The organism is Clostridium hydrogeniformans DSM 21757, from assembly GCF_000686705.1.
Taxonomy (GTDB): Bacteria; Bacillota; Clostridia; order Clostridiales; family Clostridiaceae; genus Clostridium_Z; species Clostridium_Z hydrogeniformans.
In genome coordinates, this window is record NZ_KK366004.1 from 170,068 (window position 1) to 193,788 (window position 23,721).

The following is a 23,721-nucleotide window of genomic DNA, read 5'->3' on the forward strand; positions in this document are numbered from 1 at the left end:
GGTGTTTTAATTTGCATGAGTTGGGGGTTGTAATTGAAGTAATTAAAACTGTTGAAAATTTTGCAAGAAAAAATGCTTTAACAAAGATAGATACATTAGTTCTGCAGATTGGGGAACTTTCATCTATGATACCAAGATATATTGAAGCATGCTATCCAGCAGCAGTGGACGGAACCTTATTAAAAGATACGAAATTAAAAATTGAGATATTACCTGGAAACGCTATCTGTAAAAAGTGCAATAAAGTTTTTAATCTTCTTGAGAATAATGGTAATTGTCCAAATTGTGAAAGCAAAGAGTGGGACTTATTATGTGGAAAAGAGTTTATGATTAAGGAAATAATTGCTTTTTAAAATAAAATTTAAAAGATGTATTTTAAAAATGTGATATAAACCAAAATCAAATATATAGATCTAAAGAAGATAATATATAGACACCCTTTTAGTTGGAATTTAAGGATTAAACTAAGAGGGTGTCTTAAGTTATAATTAAATGAATGATGTAAACTACAAATAAGTGTAATTATAGCTTACAATTGTTATAAACTATAAATTAAAATGGAGGAAGCACATGTTATATTTAATACTATTTATTGAATTAAGCTCCAAGCAAAGACTGTAATATACATGAAAACATGATTTGTTTGGGGCGCATACCCAATTAATATGATGGATGTTTTGTGCAGTTTTTGCTTAACTATTTACCCTAAAATGTATATAGGAGCGCAAAATATGAAACATGAAAAAGCACAAGATATATTACCTAAAGATCTCATAGAACTGATTCAGAAATATATTGATGGTGGTTATTTATATATACCAAGAAAATCTAATAATAAAAAATCTTGGGGAGAATCAAGTGGTTTAAAACATGAGATAAAAAAGAGAAATATTGAAATATATAATAGATATAGAAAAAGCATATCAATTAAGCAGCTCTCTAAAGAATATTATTTATCTGAGAGTAGTATAAGAAGGATAATATACCAATGTAGAAGTGGTAAGATTGATATTTAATGTAAAAAGTATAGATTTTTTTAGATAATCTATTACTAAAATCCTTACAGATATATTTTTGAACTACTTGTAAGTAAAGGCTAAATGTTAAAATACAGGTAAATAAAATATAAAGTGAGGTATTAAAAAATGATAGATAGACAAGATAATATAAAAATTGAAAGAATAAATCCTACAAACGTCCCAGCGCCAGTGGGAAAATATAGCCATGTAACAAAGATACCTAAAAATGCTGATATTTATGCTTTTTCTGGTCAGATAGGAGTTGATTCAGAAGGAAATCTTCCAACAGATTTTAGTGAGCAAATAGTTAATACTATGTCTAATATATCTGGATTACTATCCAGTGAAGAGATGACTCCAGATAACATTATAAAAGTTAATATTTGGGCAACTAAAGAGCTTGATTGGGATTTCTTTGATGAAGAATGGGATAAGTTTTTTGGAGAGCAATCACCATCTATGACAGTTGGTTATATAACAGAATTAGGACTGCCAGAGATAAAAATTGAGATAGAAATATGGGCAGCAAAATAATTAAGCAAAGTCAACTATACACCAAATTTTATTCAAGGTATAGTATGCAATTTATTCTATTAAATATTAACACTATAATACAGTTATAGCCTATAGTTGGCATAAATTGTAGACAAGGGGGATAGATTTAGTGAGGAATTAATACTTATTATACGATTTCTCACTAAAGATACATTATGAATTTTGATGAATTATATAACATTGCCAAAGATACATTAAATCCTAGAGAATTATCTAAAAATTCCTATGCTGGTTCTGTTGCAGCAGCTATTTTGAGTGAAAGTGGAAAAATATATACTGGAGTATGCATAGATACACCTTGTTCTATGGGATTTTGTGCAGAGCATGCTGCTATTGCAGCCATGATTACTGCCGGAGAAAATAGAATAATAAAGGTAATTGCAGTATGTTCAGATGGTAGAATTGTTCCACCATGTGGAAGGTGTAGAGAATTCATTTGCCAAATCCATGATGAAAATTATAAATGTGAGGTAATGTTTGAAAAGGATAGGATACTTACTATTAATGAATTATTACCTAATAGGTGGGAGTAAAATTAATTTATGAATTCACAAAAGAAGGAAGAAGACTTATTATGAGCTATGAAGGAATTTTTAAAATAAAAGAAATAACATTAGAAGAATGTGATGAGATGTTAGATTTATGGGAATCATCAGTGAGAGCAACACACGATTTTTTAACAGAAGAAGATATTAATTCTCTTAAACCACTAGTTAGAAGTGGATTATTAGAAATGCAGTATGTAATTTGCATGAAAGAAGATAATGGTATGATTAAGGGATTCATGGGTATTATTAGAAATAAAATTGAGATGCTATTTGTAAAAGATAAATTTATGGGGAGTGGTATTGGTAAATTACTAATAACATATGCTATAGATAAATTAAATGCAAGATATGTGGATGTAAATGAACAAAATAAAAAGGCAGTAGGATTTTATACCCACTTAGGATTTAAGGAATTTAGTAAATCTAAAGTAGATAGTCAAGGTAATCCATTTCCTATATTACATATGAAATTAGGAAAGTAATAATGAAGTATAAAAAGCGAGGAAAAAGATATGAGAAGAAAAATAATACTAAATTTAGCAATAAGTATTGATGGATATATAGCATCAGAAGATGGTGGATTTGACTGGATAGTTGGGGATGGGGATAATAAATTAGATACTGAAAAGAAATGGAATTATGATGAATTTCTAAAGGGAATAGATACTGTAGTTATGGGAAAAAGTTGCTATGATCAAAACTTTCATAAGGATTTTAAGAATAAAAAAGTATATGTAGCAACATCAAAGGTATTAGAAAATCATGATAATGTACATTTTATAAGTGGAGATATATGTAAGGTAATAGAAGAGGAAAGAAAAAAAGAGGGTAAAGATATTTTCTTATTTGGTGGTGGAATTCTCGTGGATAGTTTCATTAAGAAAGATATTATTGATGAGTATATAATTGGAATAATTCCTACAATACTAGGAAAAGGTAGACCTTTGTTCCTTGAGAATAATCCCAAAATAGATTTACATTTAGATGAATATATTATGGAGAATGGGATTGCTATATTAAGATATTCAAAAAGATAGGTATACTAATTTAGGAAGTATTGAAAACTCAATATTATAGATAAATATTTCCCGGAAAATAATAGACATATAAAGTAAAATCTATAACTTATAAAAATATATTAACTAATTTAAGAACTATAAATAAAGTTATATAACTTTATGGATTAACAAGGCTATAGATAAGCAGTAATATAGATTATAATGTATTAAGAATAAAGAGAATTTATGGTCCTAATAAAAAGTATATCATTCATTAAAAAACTCTGGATAGTACAATAATGTACTATCCAGTTTTTTATAATTAGAAACAAATACAATACATTTTTTATTTGAGATATATGTGGATGGATTATTCTTATTTCATAAAAATTCTTAAGGTTGTTTTTAATAAAATACCAATATAGCATGTAAATAGAGTGCTTATATATAATAAAGGAGAAAATAAAATGAGAGAGTTTTTATTACTTAATGATAAAGAATATATTTATAGATGTAATTACAAAGAAGATAATGTTTTAAGGGATAGTTTTAATATTTTAACAGAGAAAACTTATGGTTTTAATTTTAAACGGTGGTATGAGTATGGATATTGGGGAGACAAGTATATACCTTATTCTTTGGTATATGGAGATAAAGTGGTATCTAATGTTTCGGTAAATGTTATAGATTTCTTAATTTTAGGAGAGAAGAAGACATATATACAAATTGGGACAGTTATGACAGATGAGGAGTATAGGGGACAAGGATTAAGTAGAGCTCTTATGGAGAGAGTGTTAAAAGAATGGGAAAATAAATGTGACCTTATTTATCTTTTTGCCAATGTTAGCGTCCTTGATTTTTATCCTAAATTTGGATTTGATATGTGTAATGAATATGAATACTCAATAAATAAAATTAAAGAAGGAACTTCTAATAAAATAATAAAGATGAATATGGATAAGAAAGAGGATAGGGAATTTGTTTACAATATGGCTAGTAATACAACGCCTTTATCAAAGGTTTCTATGGTAAGTAATCCAGACCTTATAATGTTTTATTGTATATATTTTATGAGGGATAGTATTTATTATATTCAGGAAGAAGATACAATAGTTATTTGTGATTTTAATGAAGAAGTTTTACAAATCCAAGATGTATTTACGAAGAAGGATGTAAATTTAGATAAAGTTATTAATGTCATGATGAAGGAGAAAACTAAAAAAGTAGTTCTAGGATTCACTCCAAAGGATATTTCTTGTTATGAAAAAAACTTGATAAATGAGGAGGATACTACTCTTTTTATTAAGAGGGGAAAGGATAATATATTTAAAAAAGCAGAGATAATGTTTCCTTTATTGTCTCATGCATAGTTATAAAGCAGAGATAATATTCCATAAAAATATATATGTTAAAATGTGTGTTAAAAGTAGGGTGAAATAAGTGGATATAAATGTTATAATTGTAATTAATATTATAATAGGTTATAGACTTTAGAATTTAACTAACTTATTAAATAATAAATTCATTTAATTATGATTTGGAGTGTGATAGCATGAATAATAATCTTATGAAAAGAGAAATGCTCTATATCCTCTGTGCAAAGTTTGTAGGGTATGACTTTTAGCGATAGTTTGCATAGAGGTAGATAGTTAATCGCTTTTTATAAATTCATACATATACAGGCTTTGTTTCCTTAGTTTTAATAATAACTTTAAGGAGATAGATGTTATGAGATATGTAAGAGTTAATAAGATTTTACCAGAAAATTTAATTAAAGAAATTCAAAAATATATTCAAGGTGAATATATTTACATTCCTTCCTGTCCTGAAACAAGAAAAAGATGGGGAGAGAAATCTAAGAATAGGGATTATTTTAAGAATAGAAATTTAAAAATACAAAGCAAATATATAGATGGAAAAAGTATTAGTGATTTAGCTAAAGAATTTTTTCTTTCAGAGAGCAGTATTAAAAAAATTGTTTATAAAAGGGATAAATAAGTTAAAACTACCATCCATGTAATGGGTGGTAGTTTTTGTGCAAAACATGATATAGAAATAACTATTATCTTTTATTTATGTAGGTTCATCACAATAATTTTATTATAATATTGGTTTTTATCTTATTTCTACGGAAACTCTTTGGAGTAAAAGGTAATTTATAATATAGTTCTAAAATAAGGAGAAGAAAATTACAAGCTTTCAAAGGAATATATTTACAAATGTCTTATGAAGGATATAATTGAGTAGTGTCAATTTAATATTGAAGAAAGGAGATATATAAAACTTTTAATTTTAAGTCACCATGGTTAAAATTTTTTCATAATTAAAGTTATAAATTATTAATCTATTTTAATAATTGGAGGGAATACACCGGTGATAGTAAAGTTTTTTAATTTTGTTTTTAAAAGATTTAATAAAACCTCATTTATACTATTCTTTTCTGTTTTCTTAACAGCCCTAATTAGTAATTTTCTAATGCTAATTATTCCTTTATTACAAAAAAATATAATTGACTCAATTACAGTTTCAATATTTGATGGTAAATCTATAATGTTATTATTTATAACTGGGCTATTAGGAGCATTTGTTATGATTGGAGATGCACTTATTCTTAATAGCCTTTTTATTTATTTAAAAAATAAGATTCAGATGGAGTTACTAGAATCTGTAGTTAGAAAGAAAAATAAGATAATTGAAGAAAAGGGTGCAGGTGCCTATATGGTAAGTATGTTTGGGGATTCTGAACAAATAGCTTCATTAATAGACACTAATTATTTTTCAATTATAATACTTTGCATAGCTAATATAGCCATACTTATTATATCTACTAAATGGTCATGGATATTTATAAGTGTAGTTTTACCGACCTATATTATAATGATAGCCATAGTTATCATTTCTAATAAAATATATTTGAATAAATTTACAAAGGCAAGGGAAATCGTATATGAATTAAACCCTAAAGTATTAGAATTTATAGAAAATAGAAATACAATACTTGGATATTCAGATATTCATACCTATGAAAAAGACTTATCACATATTTTTAAACTTCGTGATTCATATTTTAAATCAGCTTTTGCAGTTAATGCTTTTTCAAAAACAGCAATTGAGGCAACACGTAATATTTCCATGATAACATTTTTTATATTATCTATGATAGAAATATTAAATAATAGAATGGAAATATCAGCTTTTATTGCAATGATTTCATATTTTTCTCGTATATTCTTGCCTATCTTCTCTATTCAAGAATTAAACTCTGGTATGAATAGGTTTAAAACCTTAGAAAATAAAATTAAAGATAGTTTAGCAGTTGAACCTAGACTTAGTTTACCAAAAAGTAATAATCTTTATTTTAATAATTGCTCCTTTTCATATACTAGTGAAAGTAATAAAAGTTTTAATACTATTAGTAAATTTTCTTTAGATATAAATAAGAAAATAGGGGTAGTGGGTTTATCTGGAGAAGGAAAAACCACCATTATAAAAATGATGCTTGGAGAGATTGAAGCTAAAAGTGGACAATGTCTTTATGGAGAAAAAAATGTAGTAGATATATCTAGGTTTATTATTCAATCAAATATAAGACTATATAGTCAGGATCCAGAAATATTTAATAATTCATTAGAGTTTAATATTACATTAGGTAAAATAGGGGTAACTGAAAATGAATATAATGAAAAGCAGTGTGAATTAAGAAGTAGTATTTTTAGTTGCTTTCATTCTTTAAAGAATTACACTATTGCTAAAGAGGATGTAAAATTAAATAATAATGAATATGAAGTTCTTAGGGAAGTATTTCTTTTAAATCATAAACAGCTTAAGGATAATAAAATACTAAAAGATATAGGAAGAAATATTCCAAATAATATAGAAGAACTAGGTAATAATCTTTCATCCATATTAGTATCAAGAAAATATTATATTAAAGAAAAATATGAAAAAATTATTTATGACTTAGGGATAGGATATCTTAAAGATAGAAATTTAGGACAGAGAGGATCAAAAATATCTGGGGGAGAAAAAAATAAAGTATGTCTTGCTAGGTTTTTACTTCCTAGCCATAAGGGGTATTTTATACTTGATGAACCATTTACAAGTCTTGACTTATTAGCAGAGAAACAATGTATGGATGTACTAAGGGAACATATAAAGGAACTAAGTGGAATTATAATATCCCATAAATTAAATATTATAAAGGATTTATCAGAGGAGATAATTGTATTAGAAAGTAGTAAAATTTCAGAAAGAGGGACTCATGAAAATTTAATTAGAAATAAGGTTCTATATTCACTTCTATTTCAGGAACACCTAAAGAAAAAAGCGGAGTAATTTCTGTTTATTAAATTAAAAAGAAGGAAAAAGTGATGAAGTTATAAAAGTATTAATAATGAGTCTTTATAATATTACAAAATGTATAGACTCTGTATAAGAGATTCACTAATTTAAATTGATATATAGATTACATTAAACAACTTACATTTCACTGGTTAATGAATCAATAAGTTTCAACCGAATCTAATGTAGTTTTAATATTATAACTTATACACTTGAAAATATAAAAAAGTAATAAAGGGGATAAAGATTATGAAGATTGCATTTACAACAATTACAGTAGATAAATTAGAAAGGTCTTTAGAGTTTTATAAAAATATCATAGGACTGAGTGAGATAAGAAGGATTAATCCTCAGGAAGGAATACAATGTGTTTTTCTAAATGATGAAGAGGGATCAGTGATTGAGTTAATAGAGGATAAGACTATATCTAATGCTAATGTAGAAAATAGAGAACATAGGGTGTCCATTGGATTTAATGTTGATAATTTAGATGATACTATAAAAGTATTAAAAGATAACTCCATAGAAATTATAAGTGGTCCAATTGAGGTACCAGGAGGGGTGAAGTTTATATTTATTAAAGATCCTAATGGAGTTTCAATTGAATTGATTCAAGGATTTAAGAAATAATATAATTAACTTAAAAACTGTGAAACTTTTAGGAAAATAAAATTAGATTTAATTTTAACTGTTGTTTATAAAGAAGGTATGGTGTAGTTATTATGATAAAACCAGAAAAGCTTAAATTAAATGATAGGGTGGCAATAGTTGCCCATCTCAAGCTGCTAAAGAGGAATTAGTTAATAGAGCAATAAAGATGGTAGAAAAGTTAGGATTAATCCCAGTAGTGTATAAATCATGCTACTTAATTAATAATGAAATAGATGTTCCACCAGAAATTAGAGCGAAGGATATTAATAATGCTTTTAAAGATCCTTCCATTAAAGGTATTATATCTTTAAAGGCAGGCTATGGTACCATGCATATACTTCCCTTTATAGATTATGAAATGATAAAATCAAATCCTAAGGTTTTTATGGGATTTAGTAATATAACTGTATTGCATCTTGCACTAAACAAGTTTTCTAGTCTTATTACCTTTCATGGACCATCAGCCTCCTTTAATATTTGGAAAAAGGGAAAGGCTAAGCATGATATTGATGAGTATACCTATAAGTCTATATATAAAAATTTATTTGTTAGTGAACCTCTTGGAATTATTGAAAACCCAGTCAGTGAAGAAATTCAATGTTTATATTCAGGAAATGTTGAGGGGGGGATAATTGGGGGGAATCTTACACTACTTGTAAACACCTTAGGAACTAAATATGAAATTGATACAAGGAATAGAATATTATTTATAGAAGATATGGGAGAGCCTTTAAGTAATATTTTTTCTATGCTTAAGAAAATGGAGAAGTCTAAAAAGTTTAAGCATTGTAAAGGAATTATATTAGGTACATGGATAAAATGTGGGGAAGAATATAATAGTATTAAGGAAAGAGAAGAAAAATTAAAAGAAATCTTTAGTAGTGTATTATTACCTTATAAAAAGCCAATTTTTATTAATTTAAGAGCAGGGCATAATGTACCCATGGTTACTTTACCCCTTGGAGTTAAGGTGAAATTAAATGGAGAAAAAAATGAAATTAATTTTATAGAATCAGCTACTAAATAGAAAACTAAGTAAATGGAATTAGAAGGTGAAGTATGGACATTTTTACAATAGGACATTCAAATTATACTGTAGAAAGATTAATAGATATGCTTCGTCATTATCATATTAATTGTGTTGTAGATATTAGGGGAACCCCTTATTCTAAATATAATATTCAGTTTAATAAAGAAACTATAAAAGAAACCTTAATAAAAGAAGGGTTTCTATATATTTATATGGCAAAAGAATTGGCAGCTAAAAGGATAAATAAAGAGTCATATAATAGCAAGGGATATTCAGACTTTGAAAAAGTAGTGGATGAAGAAGATTTTAAGAAAGGGATTAAAAGACTAAAACTAGGTTGTGAAAAAGGATATAATATCGCCTTACTTGGGGCTATGCAAGATCCATTAAGATGCCATAGGAGTATATTAGTTGGAAGAGCTTTAAGGAAGGCTGGCTTTAATGTTAAACACATACTAGATGATTATTCCCTAGCATCTCAAGAAAATTTAGAAGAAAATATTTTAGATAAGTACTTTAGTGATAGAGGACAGGTTACTATGGAAGCATTAATTGGTAATGAGAAAACAGAACAAGATATGATAGAAGAAGGATATAGATTAGCTAATAAAGAAATAGGGTATAGAATAGAAAACTTAAAGGATTAAACAATAAAGATTTAAATTTAAAAAAGTAATAAGATTTCTTTAAACACTAGTGAAATGTTGGTGTGAGGAATTTATAATAGATTTTAAACTGTCACTAGCTAAGCTGGTGATGGTCTTTTATTATGTATAAGAATATATTAGGGGAGTTTTGGGGGAAATATAAAAACATGACCTTAAATATGGGTTTAAAGAAAAAACTTTCCTGGAAGTAATATTTAAAGTATAATATAAAAGGTGAAAAATACTAAGGGTTATGGGGGACACCAATGAGTGGATTAAGTGAGAAACAATTGAAAAAATTTATGAAGAGATATAATTTAAAAGAATTAAATGAGGAACAAATGAATTGGATTAGGGAATGTAGATCAAAAACTAAATCTAAATGTACTCATATACTTATAGGGATGGCCGGATCATGGATAATAAGATTATATAATAATCTAGTGAAACCTAAAAGTATCGCAATAGAAATTATTTCATATATCCTATTACTTTTAATATGCTGCTATGTTATTAGAGAAAGTATATTATTATCAAAAATTACTAAAGAGTTTAAAGCTAAGTTTCAAGGAAATGAATCAAAATATAAGATAAAATAGCATAAAATAACTTCTGGGAAATAATCCTAGAAGTTATTTTACATTATAATAAATAGCTATTTATTAGGTTTATCTACCTTAAATATAAAATTAGAACCATGATAATTAGAAGCTTCTAAAAATATATTTAATATTTTATCACAATAGTCACCTAGAAATTTTTCACTATCATAAAAATTATTCCAAGTAATTTTTATTGGATGAGTAATTTCAGTTAAGCAATCCCAAAGGGCATCTAGGTTTTCTCCATAATATGATGGGAAGTTTAATTGATTTTTTATTGTCTTATGAAATACTTCTTTTGAAGTAAGCTTACTTCCATCTAATATTATAACTTTCATATCACACCATCCTAAATTTAATAATATTGTTTAAAGGTTTTATAGTGATCAGATGTACCAAAAATTAAACCATCATTTGAAAAAACAATTCTATGGGGACCTCTGTTTCCACCCTTATAATTTATATCACATTCAGTCCATTTCCTACCAGCTTTACTAGGTAAGGTACCTTCATGGTTACCGAAGTAATCTCCACCAATACTTTTATTTTTAGCATATTTCCATAAATCTTCACCAGGTTTCCATCCTAATTTTGTAGCTTCAGCTTTAGTTATAAAGTTATCTGGAAGCTTATTATTTTTATGTATGTAATCTGCTACTCCTTGGAAATCATCTATAATATTACTTTTAGATGCTTCTTCTTTAGGAGTCTTTTTAGTTTCATTAGGTACATTTTTATTTTCAACTACTTTATTTTCAGTAGCAGTACCTTTATTTGAAAAAGAATCTAATATTTTAGGAGAAATTAAGCCTAAAGCACTTCCTAAAACTAATAAAGCAATAATAAAAATAGAAATTTTATTTTTAAAGTTTTTCATTTGTTATCACCTCAAAGTATATTATATAGAAAAAATAGATTTTGTGAAGGTTATATATAATAGTTTAACCATTTTTATTTTTAAAATATAACTTAGATATTTCTATGATACCTAAGAGCACAGGTCATAGTATGTATATTTATATAGATTTATAATACTTATATTTATGCAAAAAGTTTCTTAAATAAATTTCATAATAAATATAAGAATAGTGTGATAAATATTATATAGTTAACTAATGAAACTTATAAGGTTTTAAAGTAAACTTTTAATTTATTCATTAAAGATATTCTCCATTTATCTTGCTTTGGATAGATGTATAAATTAAGTTTAAAACTTAAAATCTTATAAGAGTAAAGAGAGAATTTATATAATAAAAAATATGAAATATATATAGATAAGTTTAATTGTTGAAAATAAGAGTTGAAAATCAATATATGGTATAATATTACATTGGATTATGTTTACTTTAAGAATATTATTAAAATAGATAAAAAATTTTATAGGCTATAGTGTGGAAATATCTTATATTACTATTTGGCAATATAAAGATAAAGTAAACATAAACTGATTATTTAAGAAAAACTATAGTAAGCACTGTATATTAGATAAGGAAAATTTTTAATTTAAAAAGTATTTTATAGAAATATAGGAGTTTTTAATCTTATGGGGGAGAGGAATATGGATAATAACTTAAAGCATAAAAATATTATAGAGGCTGTTAAGGAGGAATTAACTTGCTCAGCTCATAATCTAGATCATGTATTTAGGGTTTATAAACTATGCTCATTTATAGCAAACCATGAGAAGGATGTAGATTTAGAAGTACTTATTCCAGCTGCATTATTACATGATATTGGAAGGGTAAAGGAAAGTAAGGATAATACAGGAGAGATTGATCATGCTGTTTTAGGAGCTGAAATGGCAGGAGAGATATTAAAAAGCTTAGATTATAGCAATAATGAAATTGATAAAATAAAGCATTGTATAACTTCTCACAGATTTAGAAGTGGAAATGAACCTAAAACCATAGAAGCAAAAATTTTATTTGATGCAGATAAGCTTGATGTTATTGGAGCCACTGGAATAGCTCGTACATTTATGTTAGCAGGACAGTTTGGACAGAGATTAACATCAGATGAGGAAACCAGCGAATATTTAAGCCATAATACAGTGGAAAATGGAAGAATAAAAGATGTTTCTAAACACACACCTTTCATTGAATATGAATTAAAATTTAAAAAAATACCTAGTAAGTTATATACAAATAAAGGGAAAGAGATTGGTGAGAAAAGAATAGCCTTTATGGAGGAATACTTCACTAGATTAAAGGAAGAAATAAATGGGATTTAGTGAGTTGTTTGTTAATTTTCCCAAGTGGAAAATAATAAATTACAGTGGAGAACTAAAATTAAAAGAGCGTAGATTTATGATTTATTGAATTTAGTATATAATATCTATCTAAATAGTTTTTTGTAAGAGGTAATAGATATGGATAATAAGGATATTAATTTATATGATATTTTTATAAATTACTCATACAGTCAATTGAAGGAATTATTTAAAAATGCCAAGACAAAAGAAGAGTAAGACTTTTACATGACCTTATCTAATTTAGTATTGCAAAAAGAACAAGTTAAGGTTATAGGAAGTAGTCTTACGATGAGGTGAAGCGTATCTGTGGAGAACCAAAATTGTAAGAGATGTTTAAAATACTAAAATTAAGCCAATGATATTAAAAGTGCCATTGGCTTATATTATAATTCTTTAAGTAAAGGCTGTATTTTAAATAGATGAAATAACTAAGATTTATCTGACAAAGAATTTAAGCACCTTTCTAGGCATTTAGATATGGGTAAAGCTTCAATATAAAAAAATGAGGAGGGCTAAAGGTGGAAAAAGAATATAATATGCTTTTAAGTAATTACATGAACGTAGATGATCCATTAAAAGATAAGGATATTATTCATAAAATATCAGTAGTAACATCACATTATGCATATAGGAATGGACCAATAGAAGATATGCATGCTGATAGAAATAAGAGTATATATGATGAGGATATGAAAGTATTAAATAAGCTTATTGTCAATAGATTAGCAACTATATTTAAAATTATATTAGATAGAGATAAGGTAAATCAGATAAAAGTAAAATATGGTTGTGATGATATAGAGAAACAATTAGTAAATGCAACAATGAGATATGTTTTTGAAGAAGGATTTATGAAACAGGAAGTAATAATAAAAAATTTGGATAATGATGATATTAAAGTAGTATATGATTTTATGAAATTTAAATTAGAAGTAGTATTTAGTATTATTTTGATAGGAGATAAAGAGGATATAAAAAAATTTGTGGCTTATGGAATATTCAACGGTCAATCTTGGGATTATGCAGTGCCAGAAGTACTAACCTTTGAAGAGTTTTTACAAAAATTATAAGTGGCATAATGATGAAAGATACGGTACATTATTGGGGAAAGATGTATCTTGAAAATATAAAACAATGTGAAGAATATGCTAAGCTTGAAAAATTTATAACTATAAATATTCTAGGTTTTGATTTTTTAGGTACAAATAATTATCAATCTTCATTCCATTTGCACGACTCTGCTGTGTAAGTTCGAAGAATTAAATCAAAGATTTAGATTCTCACTTATGGGAAGAGATTGAGCAAGATTATATGTTAACAGATGTTATAGAAATACAGTTTTTAGAGTTATCTAAACTAAGAAATAAAAAATAAAGATTATAAAGAAAATGATATAGAAATATGGTTTGCATTCTTAGAAAAAGATATATCTGAAACTACATTAAAGGAGTTGATTAGTTTGGATGCAGTAATTGGAAAAGCTGAACAAAAAATCGAATACTTGAGTAGTGATGAAGAAGCTATGAAGATTTATTATGAGATAGAAAAATCACTTCATGAAAGGTCTAATATGATTAGTTCAGTAGAAAAAAGAGGTAAATTAGAAGTATCAAAAAATCTATTAGATATTTTAGATGATGAAACAATAGTAGAAAAAACAGATTTATATGTAGAAGAAATTAAGATGTTAAGATAGGTAAAAACCTATCTTATTTTTGTAAAAAATATTATTAAAACTTGAATTTGAAATAGGACTAAGTATTATGTATATGGGGAAGTCTAAACTTTTTTATTTGTGGTACGGAGAAGCGTATCATAAATAAATGAAGTTTTTACTTAAATTAGATAGTTAAATATACGAGATGATATGTAGAATATAAAGTTCCTCAACCGTAATTTAAAATGTGGTTGAGGAATTTATGTTTATATTATTTACCAAGTAGTTAAAGTGCGATATAACTATTCTCTTAAATTACCAATTAATTTATATATAACAGGTAGTTCAAGTTGTGATAAAACTACAGTATTAAAATTAATAATAAAGTAAAAGAATTAGTCAATTGAAATAGTAGAAAATCCAAATAGTAGTGCTGTAAAAAGACTATTTGGGATAAAAACACAACATCTATATAAATGTTGACCATTAGGAAATGATATGATATTATAATCATATGTTACTAATAACATATGATTTGAGGTGGTAATAATGACAATTGATTATGCAATTCTAGGAATGTTAAGTTGGCAACCATTAACTGGATATGACATAAAAAAAATTATTCAGGAGTCACCATTTCTTTATTGGTCAGGTAATAATAATCAGATATATAAGTCGTTAGTTCAATTATTAGATAATAATTTAGTAATTAATGAGACAAAACATCAAGAGGGTGCGCCTTCTAAAAAAATATATTCTATTACCGAGTTTGGAATAAAGGAATTAGAAAAGTGGATTGTTGATACTAATGTTGAAGTGCCTGAATTAAAAAAGCAGTTCTTAATACAACTTTCTTGGTCAGGAAGATTAGAAGTAAAAGAAATAGAAAAGCTGTTGTTAAAATATGAAACAGAGATTGAAAAATATATAGCTATGTATAAAGAAGAGCAAAAACGTGAAAAGCATTTTAAAAATAGACCTAAACATGAATATTTTATTTGGAAGATGCTTTATGAAAATATGATTATGTCATATGAGAATGAATTAAAATGGATTGAAAAAGTACGGGATGGATTATTAGAGAGTCATGTTAAGGAGGGATAAGATGAAAATAACAAAAATAAATAATAATGGAGTGGAAGTTGCTATTGTTGAAAGCGACGATATAATATTACGAGATGTACAATCAGCTTTAGATTTAATGGCCACTGTAAGTTACGAGGTAGGCTGCAATAGATTTATTATTAATAAAGAAGCTATCATAGAAGATTTTTTTAAGTTAAGTACATGTATTGCAGGGGAAATTTTACAAAAATTCTCTAATTATCGCGTAAAGCTTGCTATATGGGGAGATTTCTCAGTATACACAAGTAAAGCATTAAAGGATTTTATATACGAGAGTAATAAAGGAAATAATATTTATTTTATTAGCACTCAAGAAGAAGGCATAGATAGATTATCTAATGCAAAATAATGAGGAATAACTTTTTAGACAATAATTTCTCGTATTTAGATAGGAAATTACTCCTTAGAATTATAACATAATTATGTAGAATTTATGAGGATTATTTTATTGAAATTGATAGAGTATTAGATTACTAAATATACTAGTTAATATAGGGAGAATTATAATAGAAGAGCTAGAGTAAAGAGGTTAAGTTTCTAATCATGAAAATTTTCATAAATTAGATATATTAAATAAATCGGAAATTCATGTAGTTGCATACTCAGGAATTGGTACAAAGTTACAAATGAAAATAATTAAAATTAAAAAAGATGACACATAGATGTCATCTTTTTTAATATACAATATATAAGAAAGGATGTGTTCAATAGGTTTCTATGAAAAATAAAGTGAAAGTTATGGAGAATAATATATATTTTTCTAAGTTTAATTGAACTTTAAGAGGTATAAATTTCAAATAAGCTACATAGTGTAATAACTTTATACATAGGCAAAACTTCATAGGCAATGATTTGTGTATTGAAAAAAGGAATATATGTATATAGAGATAAATGTTATAATATTCAACATTATTCAGTAGACGTTGAAAATATGGTGCTTGAATGCGTTGAACTAGTATATCAGCTTTGTTGGATTGAAGGATGTATAACTTAATATTGGAAGACAAATAGCAAAGATAATAAATATACTAGATGAATATGAATTACTTTGCTAGACATGAATTGTAACAGCCCCATTTATTTGGAGTTTGAAGTTAACAAAGGTTATATCTAAGTAGCTAAAATCTTAGATATAACCTTTAATTATTTATTAAGAAAGTTTTTCTGATAATTTTTTCCCCAGTATAATATCTCCATAATTATATTTTCCATAGACTTACCAAGGTCAGTAAGTTCATACTCAACCCTAGGAGGAACCTCTGCATATACGGTTCTTTTAACTATACCATCACTTTCAAGTTCCCTTAATTGTAAGGTTAACATTCTCTGAGTAATATTAGGGAGTTTACGTCTTAGTTCGTTAAATCTCTTCTTGCCACTTAAAAGATGATATAAAATTACCCCTTTCCATTTACCACCGATTATGTTTAGTGTAGTTTCTACTGGACAGTTATAGCATAAGAGTTCTTCATTACAATTAGATGATTTCACATTTAGGCCTCCATTCTATGTTAAACCTATATATTGTACTAATTTATATTTAAGTTAATTACAATAATAAGTTAGATCTATAATACAAGTACTATAAAAATATACTTAGTATATATTTTATACTAAGTATAATAATTAATAGTATATATAAAAAATGTGCATACTTCAAGAATTTATATTTTTGTTTTAATATTATAAATAACAGTAGAAAACATATAAATAGAATTTAATAATTTAAGTTTCCTATTCTTAATATTTTTATAGTTTAATAAATATAAAAGTTATATTAAGAACATAAATATATTAAGGGTGTAGCTAAATTAAAGAATAAGAAAAAAATAGAAAGGTGGATTACTTTGATAAATAATAAAGATGAAATATTAAAAGCTTATAATTTTCGTCATGCTTGTAAGGAGTTTAACGGAAATGAGATACCTAAGGAGGATTTTGAATTTATTTTAGAAACAGGAAGACTTTCTCCAAGTTCTTTTGGGTTTGAACCATGGCAATTTATTGTAGTACAAAACAAGGAATTAAGAGAAAAGATAAAGGAATATTCTTGGGGAGGAGAAAAGCAAATTCCTACATCAAGCCATTTTGTAATTATATTAGGTAGAAAGAAAAAGCATATGCTTTATGATTCAAAGTATATAAATGATTTTATGAGAGAGGTTCAAGAATTACCAGATGAAGTAAGGGACATGAAAAGAGGATTCTATAAAGCTTTCCAAGAAAAAGACTTTAATTTATTAGAAGGAGAAAGAGCTATTTTTGACTGGGCATGTAAGCAGACATATATAGCTTTAGGAAATATGATGACATCAGCAGCAGAAATAGGAATAGACTCTTGCCCGATAGAAGGCTTTAATATGGAGAAACTAGATGAACTTCTAGAGAGAGAAGGAATAATGTCTAGAGATGACTTTGGAGTTTCTGTTATGGTTGCTTTTGGATATAGAAAAAAAGATCCTAGAGGAAAGACTAGACAAAATTTAAATGATATTGTCACTTATATAGAATAGCTTAATAAAAACTAAATCTTATTAAATATATAGGTACTATTGTGTATAATAAATAATTTTAGAAATAGGGAATGAGAAACTTTAAGTTTTTCACTCCCTATTGCTAGTTTCTATTATATAATAATGTTCATATATAAATTAGAAACTATATTATAATAAGATATTAAAATAAACATAATATAGTTGATTTTAAGAGATACATCATAAATTATGTTAGATTAATTATTAGAATAAAAAGTCTATTACAGTTATCATAAGATTTGAGAATGAAGAAAAAGCAAACAATAATATAAATATAAGTATTAATAGGATTAAGAGAAAAACAATCTTTCGATTAACAGAGGTTGAATTATTTTTTATATATTTATTTAGTATATATGTTGTAATTATAGTTAGTAGTAAGAATATACTTGGAACAAGGATTATATTTCTTACATGCATTAATACTTCCTCCTAATTAAAAATAATATAATAAAACATTATAGTTAATAATAATCTAAAAAGCCCTCATATAGGTTCTTATATTACTTTCGGTTATATAGCCTAGAGAAGAATAATTCTGCTTTAAACCATTATTATATAGTTCTTTAATCATATTTTTATCCTTACAGTATATATCTACATAACTACAGTCAGATATAAATAGCATTATCTCACAGGAACTATTTAAAAAATCTTCATAGGTATCAATAGTTTTAGTTTCACATCCAATAGGAAAGGCCTTTAAATCCATAAATATAATGTAACAGATATTACTCTTTATAAATTCATAAAGTTCATCTCCTAGAACCATATCCTTATTAAATATAGCTACATCCTCTAAGTCATCATTAGAACTCTTATATATTTCTACATCTTCTCCTATGCCCCAATTATAATTTTTTATATTTATAGGTTTAAGAACATGATGCATAAGGTTACCGTGTTCATTAGGAATTTCAAATCTAACTCCCAGCATTAATAAATACCTCGCTTTAAATATAAATTATTCCAATTATAACATATATTTCGTCATAGCAATATAAGAAAGCTACTATAAATAGTACATAAGGCTAAGTAGGAGTATATGCAGCTATTTAACTTGTTCTTTAGTACACAGTGTAATATTTGATTGGGTTATTCATGGACCAAGAAAAAAGATAAGGGAGGTTTAATTAACTCCCTTATCTTAATTTACTAATAAATATTAGATTATTTCCACTTACCACCTTCAACTATAACGCTATTTGGATCTTTTACGTTAGTACCAAAGGATTCTTTTAAATATTCATCATATAGTTTTCCAAGGAACTTTTCTCCGCCTAAGGTTTCTAATTCCTTGTTAACCCAATCAAGAAGCTCAGTATTTCCTTTTTTAACAGCTGGAGCTATTGGTGAAGGTTCTTCAAGTTGTGAATCTACCACATGATAGCCAGGGTTCTTTTTAGCTATATCAAATAATAATAGATTATCATTAACATAAGCGACTCCACGACCATCCTTTAGAGCTTGGAAAGATTCAGTAACACTTTCAAACTTTAATAATTCTATGTCAGGATGTTTTTTAGTGAAGAATATATCTGCAGTTGTTCCTTTTGTTATTATAACCTTTTTACCTTTTAAATCATCTATAGATTTAATATTACTATTATCAGGAGCCATAATTTGTATAGCTACCTTAACTATAGGGTTGGTAAAATCAACTACATTTTTTCTTTCATCTGTTACAGTCATGTTTGCCATTATAAGATCTACCTTGTCTGATTGAAGGAATGGTATTCTACTTGCAGGCTCTACTGGAACAAATTCTATTTTAGATTCATCTCCTAACATATCCTTTGCAAAACGCTTAGATAAGGCTATTTCAAAACCAGCGTTTTTCCCATCTTTATCTACATATCCAAAAGGAGGCTTGTCTGTAAACACTCCAATAGTTATTTTTCCTTTTTCTTTAATTTTCTTTATTACAGCTGAATCATTGCTATCAGTAGTAGAAGTAGTATTAGCTTCCTTTGTTTTATTTCCGCAACCAACTAAAGCTACTCCAACTAAAGATATTGCTAATATTGCTTTTAATGTTTTTTTCATTTTGTTCCCTTCCTTTCATAATATGGGTGTAGGTGCTTTTTTACTAAGCATTTAGAAGGGTTCATAATATGTTATGAACCTAACCTACAGTTAAAAATTGACTTAAGAACTTTTTAGCCCTTTCACTTTTTGGATTATTAAAGAATTCATCAGGTGAAGCCACCTCACATACCTCCCCATTATCCATAAATACTATTTTATCTGCCACAGCCTTAGCAAATCCCATTTCATGGGTTACTATAACCATGGTCATACCTTCCTTTGCAAGACCTAAAATTACCTCTAAAACCTCTTTGACCATTTCAGGGTCAAGGGCTGCAGTAACTTCATCAAAGAGTATAATTTCTGGATTCATACAAAGGGATCTTACAATGGCTATTCTTTGTTTTTGGCCTCCAGATAGTTCCCTTGGATAGGAATTTTTTCTTTCATATAGATTAACTCTTTTAAGGAGAGCATCTGCTTGAACCATAACTTCCTCTTTAGATCTCTTCTGAGCCTTCATAGGGCCAAGAAGTATGTTATCTATGATTTTCATATGAGGAAAAAGTTCGTAGCTTTGAAAAACCATACCAATACTTTGGCGAACTTCTTGCCAGTTTACATCTTTTCCACCTAAGGATTTACCTTTAAAGTTTATTTCACCTCCTTGAATTTCTTCTAAGCCATTTATAGATCTTAAAAGGGTACTTTTACCACAGCCACTAGGACCAAGGATAACTATTACTTCCCCTTTATTAACATTTAAATTAATTCCTTTTAACACATGATGATTTTTAAAAGATTTTTTTATATCTTTCAATTCTAATAATAGTTCACTCATGAAATATCACCTTTCAATGTTTTATTAGTTAAGAGTCACATAGTTTTTTCTCTAAGTTTCTAGAGAAAACAGAAAGAGGATAACATAGGAGAAAATATATAATAAATAAACAAGTATATATTATAAGTGCTTCCTTAGTTCTTTCGATAATTTGTTGTCCAACTTTTATAACTTCAGTTACTCCAATTAAAACTGCAAGAGAAGTAGTTTTAATTATTCTTGTGTATACATTTATTGTAGAAGGAATCATCCTTCTTAAACCTTGAGGAATGATAACATATCTATAAAGATCATAATTACTCAGACCTAAGGCTTTTCCGGATTCAATTTGAATTTTAGGTATGGATTCAAGAGCCCCACGTACAACTTCACCAACCTCAGTTATTCCCCAAAGGGTAAATATAAGAGTTGAAGCAAAGGTATTTGAAATACTTATATTAAAGGCTATAGGTAGTCCAAAGAAGGCAAGAAATAACCACACTATAATAGGAATTACCCTGAATAATTCTATATAAAACCTAGAAATAAATATTATAAACTTATTTTTAGAAGTCCTTATTATTCCAAATAAAAGACCAAATATAGTACTAAGGATAATGGAATAAATAGCGATTTCTAAGGTTTTTAGTAATCCTCTAAAAAGTAGAGGTAAGGATTCAATTACTAGATTAATTGCCGTATTGTCCACACTTCATCCTCCTTTCTACTAAAGTCAGAATTAAGGATAATGGCAAGAATATGATTACATAAGATAATGTTAATAATATTAATGCCTCAGCAGTTTTATAGTCTATGGCTATAAGACTAGTGGTTGCATATAAAAGTTCATGGACAGCTATTGCAGAAACAACAGAGGTTTCCTTAAGTAGAAATATTCCATTAGCTATTAATGCAGGGATAGATATAGTGATAGCCTGAGGAACTATAACATATCTTAAAATTTGAACTCTACTTAATCCTATAGAGAGTCCAGCCTCAACTTGTCCATTAGAAACAGCTTCCATTCCAGACCTAAAGGTTTCTGTAATATAGCTTCCCCCTAAGAAGGTAAGACCTATTACAGCAGTAGAAAAGCTACTGAGTTTTATACCTAAAGTAGGTAGGGCAAAATATAGGAAGAATAATTGAACAAGTAAAGGTGTATTCCTTGAAAGTTCCACATATATTCTTACCACAAAAGATAAGGTTTTTAACTTAAAAAAGTATATACAGTTATTTATAACCCCAACTAATAAAGAAAAAAATATGCCAAGAAAAGCAATTTGTAGGGTTATAATAGCCGATTTAACAAATAAGGGAATATGGTCCCTCATATAAAGAAGATCAATTTCCATAATCATACCTCTCTAAAAAATTTAATTATGACTAGTCAAGTTTATGTATTATATGTAAACATTAAATTTAATATTTTAAACTAAATTATAGAGGAGGAATAAAATTCTAAATGGCAAGAGCTAAATCCTCCTCATAACCAATATATAGGGAAAAATATTTTATGCTAGTTTATTATCCAAATTATTTAAGTAATAAATTAAGAGAGAAATTAATTCCGAGTAAATAAATCGGATAACTGGTATTTAGATAATATTGTAATTGAATAGAAAAAATATTGCAAGGGTGTTAGATGGGAAAATTATATTTAAAGGGTTAAGCCTTTAAATAATATGGGGTTATAAATGAAAATGAAATGCTGATGAAAATGAGATTCATTTTTATAATTAATTATAAAATTCAGTTAGAATTTATACAAAGAATTTAGACTTGATTATTAAGGGGTTTATATAATGGTGAATTTATAACATATTTTAAATTGTAAATGTATACTTTTAATAATTTTTATTTAAATGTTAATTATAATAATAAAGTGTAAATCATGTGTAATAATTATTAATTAATTATAGATTTAAATAAGTTATTTTTTATAAAAATAATAACCATAGAAAAATAAGAAATTACTAAAAAATACATCATATATTATTAAAATTATAAAGGTTATAGATTAAATTAATAGAAAGTATAAAAAATATAAATTATAATAATTTTTGCATGTTTTTAATATTAACATAGGATAAATATTTGAAATAAGAAAAATTCATATATTAAGAGAAAGATTATAAAATATAAGTTGTTAAATATGGAATTAGATTTTAACTACAATAAATTTATGCTATTATATTATGAAGTTATTGTAAGATATAAACATTAATAGAAAAAATAAATATTTAAAGTATAGAGAGAAAAAGAAAAGGGGGAGTATAAGTGGAAGAAAATAATAAAGTTTTTCCTGAAATAGAAACAGAAAGGCTATTATTAAGACAACTTACCTTTATAGACTTAAAAGACTTATATGAAATTTTTTCTAAAGAGGATATTATGAAATATTATGGAATGTTTCCCTTAAAGGAACTGGAGGGAGTGGAAAAGTTAATTTCAGGATTTAATAAGGGCTTTGAAGATAACATGAGCATAAGGTGGGGGATTGAACTAAAGTCTACAAAAAAGATTATAGGAACTCTTGGGTATCATAATTTTAACCATAGATTTTTAAGAGCTGAAATGGGATATGAATTATCAAATAATTATTGGAATCATGGATATATGAAAGAAGCTATAAGTTCAATAATAGATTTTGGATTTAAGTCTATGAATTTAAATAGAATAGAAGCATTAGTGTATCCTGAGAATGTTTCCTCTAGAAATCTTCTTAAAAATTTAAAGTTTAAGGAGGAAGGTATACTTAGGGAATATGCTTACTTTAGGGAAAAATATGAGGATTTAGTAATGTATTCTTTACTAAAAAGAGAAATATTATAAAGATATTAAAATTATAGGGTTTTAAGTTTTAAAATTGATTTATACCTCTACCTAAGGTTAGATAAATAAATGAAATTTTT

At 26.7% G+C, this 23,721-nt stretch carries 28 protein-coding genes and 2 pseudogenes; 22 read left to right on the top strand and 8 right to left on the bottom strand.

Annotated features, from left to right (window positions below; all coding sequences use genetic code 11):
- Nucleotides 1-11: 11 nt before the first annotated feature.
- From BR69_RS0114010 to BR69_RS0114075, 13 genes and pseudogenes are all read left to right on the top strand, one after another.
- A complete protein-coding gene (locus BR69_RS0114010; RefSeq protein ID WP_027633732.1) occupies nt 12-353 on the top strand; it encodes a hydrogenase maturation nickel metallochaperone HypA/HybF in 342 nt (113 codons plus the stop codon).
- Nucleotides 354-731: 378 nt separating this feature from the next.
- Nucleotides 732-1,016 carry a CD3324 family protein gene (locus BR69_RS0114015; protein ID WP_027633733.1) on the top strand — a complete coding sequence of 95 codons (285 nt, stop codon included), beginning with the start codon at nt 732-734 and terminating at the stop codon, nt 1,014-1,016.
- Nucleotides 1,017-1,145: 129 nt separating this feature from the next.
- Nucleotides 1,146-1,553: a RidA family protein gene (locus BR69_RS0114020; protein ID WP_034849945.1), complete on the top strand. Its 408-nt coding sequence runs from the start codon at nt 1,146-1,148 to the stop codon at nt 1,551-1,553.
- Nucleotides 1,554-1,729: 176 nt separating this feature from the next.
- The gene (locus BR69_RS0114025; protein WP_027633735.1) at nt 1,730-2,107 is read left to right on the top strand and encodes a cytidine deaminase family protein; all 378 of its coding nucleotides are present in this window, start codon (nt 1,730-1,732) and stop codon (nt 2,105-2,107) included.
- Nucleotides 2,108-2,148: 41 nt separating this feature from the next.
- A complete protein-coding gene (locus BR69_RS0114030) occupies nt 2,149-2,604 on the top strand; it encodes a GNAT family N-acetyltransferase (protein ID WP_027633736.1) in 456 nt (151 codons plus the stop codon).
- A 30-nt stretch (nt 2,605-2,634) separates the two neighbouring features.
- Nucleotides 2,635-3,159, top strand: a complete 525-nt coding sequence (locus BR69_RS0114035; RefSeq protein ID WP_027633737.1) for a dihydrofolate reductase family protein — start codon at nt 2,635-2,637, stop codon at nt 3,157-3,159.
- A 428-nt stretch (nt 3,160-3,587) separates the two neighbouring features.
- On the top strand, nt 3,588-4,490 hold the full coding sequence (locus BR69_RS0114040) for a GNAT family N-acetyltransferase (protein WP_027633738.1): 903 nt from the start codon (nt 3,588-3,590) through the stop codon (nt 4,488-4,490).
- A gap of 358 nt (nt 4,491-4,848) precedes the next feature.
- Nucleotides 4,849-5,118, top strand: a complete 270-nt coding sequence (locus BR69_RS0114045; protein WP_027633739.1) for a CD3324 family protein — start codon at nt 4,849-4,851, stop codon at nt 5,116-5,118.
- 375 nt (nt 5,119-5,493) lie between these two features.
- Nucleotides 5,494-7,455, top strand: a complete 1,962-nt coding sequence (locus BR69_RS0114050) for an ATP-binding cassette domain-containing protein (RefSeq protein ID WP_027633740.1) — start codon at nt 5,494-5,496, stop codon at nt 7,453-7,455.
- A gap of 255 nt (nt 7,456-7,710) precedes the next feature.
- Complete coding sequence (locus tag BR69_RS0114055; RefSeq protein WP_027633741.1) at nt 7,711-8,091, top strand: VOC family protein; 381 nt, start codon at nt 7,711-7,713, stop codon at nt 8,089-8,091.
- Nucleotides 8,092-8,242: 151 nt separating this feature from the next.
- Nucleotides 8,243-9,139 (top strand): annotated as a pseudogene (locus BR69_RS22410) (S66 peptidase family protein); the annotation flags it as partial.
- A gap of 32 nt (nt 9,140-9,171) precedes the next feature.
- A complete protein-coding gene (locus BR69_RS0114065; protein ID WP_027633742.1) occupies nt 9,172-9,789 on the top strand; it encodes a DUF488 domain-containing protein in 618 nt (205 codons plus the stop codon).
- 266 nt (nt 9,790-10,055) lie between these two features.
- On the top strand, nt 10,056-10,388 hold the full coding sequence (locus BR69_RS0114075) for a hypothetical protein (RefSeq protein ID WP_027633743.1): 333 nt from the start codon (nt 10,056-10,058) through the stop codon (nt 10,386-10,388).
- 56 nt (nt 10,389-10,444) lie between these two features.
- Here BR69_RS0114075 and BR69_RS0114080 read toward each other — a convergent pair whose 3' ends face one another.
- Both BR69_RS0114080 and BR69_RS0114085 read right to left on the bottom strand, forming a co-directional pair.
- On the bottom strand, nt 10,445-10,729 hold the full coding sequence (locus tag BR69_RS0114080; RefSeq protein ID WP_027633744.1) for a barstar family protein: 285 nt from the start codon (nt 10,727-10,729) through the stop codon (nt 10,445-10,447).
- Between the two features lie 17 nt (nt 10,730-10,746).
- Complete coding sequence (locus BR69_RS0114085) at nt 10,747-11,268, bottom strand: ribonuclease domain-containing protein (RefSeq protein ID WP_027633745.1); 522 nt, start codon at nt 11,266-11,268, stop codon at nt 10,747-10,749.
- Nucleotides 11,269-11,949: 681 nt separating this feature from the next.
- Here BR69_RS0114085 and BR69_RS0114090 point away from each other — a divergent pair.
- From BR69_RS0114090 to BR69_RS0114125, 7 genes and pseudogenes are all read left to right on the top strand, one after another.
- Nucleotides 11,950-12,621: an HD domain-containing protein gene (locus BR69_RS0114090; RefSeq protein WP_027633746.1), complete on the top strand. Its 672-nt coding sequence runs from the start codon at nt 11,950-11,952 to the stop codon at nt 12,619-12,621.
- A gap of 138 nt (nt 12,622-12,759) precedes the next feature.
- Nucleotides 12,760-12,939, top strand: a pseudogene (locus BR69_RS22190) (hypothetical protein).
- A 221-nt stretch (nt 12,940-13,160) separates the two neighbouring features.
- Nucleotides 13,161-13,712 (top strand): hypothetical protein, encoded by a 552-nt coding sequence (locus BR69_RS0114105; protein WP_027633747.1) that lies wholly within the window; start codon nt 13,161-13,163, stop codon nt 13,710-13,712.
- Between the two features lie 11 nt (nt 13,713-13,723).
- Nucleotides 13,724-13,891, top strand: a complete 168-nt coding sequence (locus BR69_RS21585) for a PD-(D/E)XK nuclease family transposase (RefSeq protein WP_160169956.1) — start codon at nt 13,724-13,726, stop codon at nt 13,889-13,891.
- A gap of 210 nt (nt 13,892-14,101) precedes the next feature.
- Nucleotides 14,102-14,338: a hypothetical protein gene (locus BR69_RS0114115; RefSeq protein WP_027633748.1), complete on the top strand. Its 237-nt coding sequence runs from the start codon at nt 14,102-14,104 to the stop codon at nt 14,336-14,338.
- 510 nt (nt 14,339-14,848) lie between these two features.
- Nucleotides 14,849-15,403, top strand: a complete 555-nt coding sequence (locus tag BR69_RS0114120; protein WP_207640776.1) for a helix-turn-helix transcriptional regulator — start codon at nt 14,849-14,851, stop codon at nt 15,401-15,403.
- 1 nt (nt 15,404) lies between these two features.
- Nucleotides 15,405-15,773 (top strand): DUF4180 domain-containing protein, encoded by a 369-nt coding sequence (locus BR69_RS0114125; protein ID WP_027633750.1) that lies wholly within the window; start codon nt 15,405-15,407, stop codon nt 15,771-15,773.
- A gap of 794 nt (nt 15,774-16,567) precedes the next feature.
- Here the strand turns inward: BR69_RS0114125 and BR69_RS0114130 are convergent.
- The gene (locus tag BR69_RS0114130) at nt 16,568-16,915 is read right to left on the bottom strand and encodes a winged helix-turn-helix transcriptional regulator (RefSeq protein WP_027633751.1); all 348 of its coding nucleotides are present in this window, start codon (nt 16,913-16,915) and stop codon (nt 16,568-16,570) included.
- A 356-nt stretch (nt 16,916-17,271) separates the two neighbouring features.
- Between BR69_RS0114130 and BR69_RS0114135 the strand changes: the two genes are divergently transcribed.
- Entirely contained in the window at nt 17,272-17,937 is a 666-nt protein-coding gene (locus BR69_RS0114135) for a nitroreductase family protein (protein ID WP_027633752.1), read from the top strand.
- Between the two features lie 496 nt (nt 17,938-18,433).
- Here the strand turns inward: BR69_RS0114135 and BR69_RS0114145 are convergent, their stop codons facing one another.
- From BR69_RS0114145 to BR69_RS0114165, 5 genes are all read right to left on the bottom strand, one after another.
- Complete coding sequence (locus BR69_RS0114145; protein ID WP_034849949.1) at nt 18,434-18,895, bottom strand: DUF2691 family protein; 462 nt, start codon at nt 18,893-18,895, stop codon at nt 18,434-18,436.
- 233 nt (nt 18,896-19,128) lie between these two features.
- Nucleotides 19,129-20,004 carry a transporter substrate-binding domain-containing protein gene (locus BR69_RS0114150; RefSeq protein WP_027633755.1) on the bottom strand — a complete coding sequence of 292 codons (876 nt, stop codon included), beginning with the start codon at nt 20,002-20,004 and terminating at the stop codon, nt 19,129-19,131.
- 79 nt (nt 20,005-20,083) lie between these two features.
- The gene (locus BR69_RS0114155; protein WP_027633756.1) at nt 20,084-20,827 is read right to left on the bottom strand and encodes an amino acid ABC transporter ATP-binding protein; all 744 of its coding nucleotides are present in this window, start codon (nt 20,825-20,827) and stop codon (nt 20,084-20,086) included.
- A 28-nt stretch (nt 20,828-20,855) separates the two neighbouring features.
- Nucleotides 20,856-21,515 carry an amino acid ABC transporter permease gene (locus BR69_RS0114160; RefSeq protein ID WP_027633757.1) on the bottom strand — a complete coding sequence of 220 codons (660 nt, stop codon included), beginning with the start codon at nt 21,513-21,515 and terminating at the stop codon, nt 20,856-20,858.
- Complete coding sequence (locus tag BR69_RS0114165; protein ID WP_027633758.1) at nt 21,496-22,161, bottom strand: amino acid ABC transporter permease; 666 nt, start codon at nt 22,159-22,161, stop codon at nt 21,496-21,498. Before BR69_RS0114165 ends, BR69_RS0114160 begins: the two co-directional genes overlap by 20 nt.
- Before the next feature lie 925 nt (nt 22,162-23,086).
- On the opposite strand from BR69_RS0114165, the gene BR69_RS0114170 reads away from it, so the two are divergent.
- Entirely contained in the window at nt 23,087-23,641 is a 555-nt protein-coding gene (locus tag BR69_RS0114170) for a GNAT family N-acetyltransferase (RefSeq protein ID WP_027633759.1), read from the top strand.
- The last annotated feature ends 80 nt before the right edge of the window (nt 23,642-23,721 follow it).

Bases quoted from the DNA above. Each gene is read 5' to 3' on its own strand.
- BR69_RS0114015 (WP_027633733.1), top strand. From the start codon at position 732: ATGAAACATGAAAAAGCACAAGATATATTACCTAAAGATCTCATAGAA.
- BR69_RS0114020 (WP_034849945.1), top strand. From the start codon at position 1,146: ATGATAGATAGACAAGATAATATAAAAATTGAAAGAATAAATCCTACA.
- BR69_RS0114025 (WP_027633735.1), top strand. From the start codon at position 1,730: ATGAATTTTGATGAATTATATAACATTGCCAAAGATACATTAAATCCT.
- BR69_RS0114030 (WP_027633736.1), top strand. From the start codon at position 2,149: ATGAGCTATGAAGGAATTTTTAAAATAAAAGAAATAACATTAGAAGAA.
- BR69_RS0114035 (WP_027633737.1), top strand. From the start codon at position 2,635: ATGAGAAGAAAAATAATACTAAATTTAGCAATAAGTATTGATGGATAT.
- BR69_RS0114040 (WP_027633738.1), top strand. From the start codon at position 3,588: ATGAGAGAGTTTTTATTACTTAATGATAAAGAATATATTTATAGATGT.
- BR69_RS0114045 (WP_027633739.1), top strand. From the start codon at position 4,849: ATGAGATATGTAAGAGTTAATAAGATTTTACCAGAAAATTTAATTAAA.
- BR69_RS0114055 (WP_027633741.1), top strand. From the start codon at position 7,711: ATGAAGATTGCATTTACAACAATTACAGTAGATAAATTAGAAAGGTCT.
- BR69_RS0114065 (WP_027633742.1), top strand. From the start codon at position 9,172: ATGGACATTTTTACAATAGGACATTCAAATTATACTGTAGAAAGATTA.
- BR69_RS0114075 (WP_027633743.1), top strand. From the start codon at position 10,056: ATGAGTGGATTAAGTGAGAAACAATTGAAAAAATTTATGAAGAGATAT.
- BR69_RS0114080 (WP_027633744.1), bottom strand. From the start codon at position 10,729: ATGAAAGTTATAATATTAGATGGAAGTAAGCTTACTTCAAAAGAAGTA.
- BR69_RS0114085 (WP_027633745.1), bottom strand. From the start codon at position 11,268: ATGAAAAACTTTAAAAATAAAATTTCTATTTTTATTATTGCTTTATTA.
- BR69_RS0114090 (WP_027633746.1), top strand. From the start codon at position 11,950: ATGGATAATAACTTAAAGCATAAAAATATTATAGAGGCTGTTAAGGAG.
- BR69_RS21585 (WP_160169956.1), top strand. From the start codon at position 13,724: ATGAAAGATACGGTACATTATTGGGGAAAGATGTATCTTGAAAATATA.
- BR69_RS0114120 (WP_207640776.1), top strand. From the start codon at position 14,849: ATGACAATTGATTATGCAATTCTAGGAATGTTAAGTTGGCAACCATTA.
- BR69_RS0114125 (WP_027633750.1), top strand. From the start codon at position 15,405: ATGAAAATAACAAAAATAAATAATAATGGAGTGGAAGTTGCTATTGTT.
- BR69_RS0114145 (WP_034849949.1), bottom strand. From the start codon at position 18,895: ATGCTGGGAGTTAGATTTGAAATTCCTAATGAACACGGTAACCTTATG.
- BR69_RS0114150 (WP_027633755.1), bottom strand. From the start codon at position 20,004: ATGAAAAAAACATTAAAAGCAATATTAGCAATATCTTTAGTTGGAGTA.
- BR69_RS0114155 (WP_027633756.1), bottom strand. From the start codon at position 20,827: ATGAGTGAACTATTATTAGAATTGAAAGATATAAAAAAATCTTTTAAA.
- BR69_RS0114165 (WP_027633758.1), bottom strand. From the start codon at position 22,161: ATGGAAATTGATCTTCTTTATATGAGGGACCATATTCCCTTATTTGTT.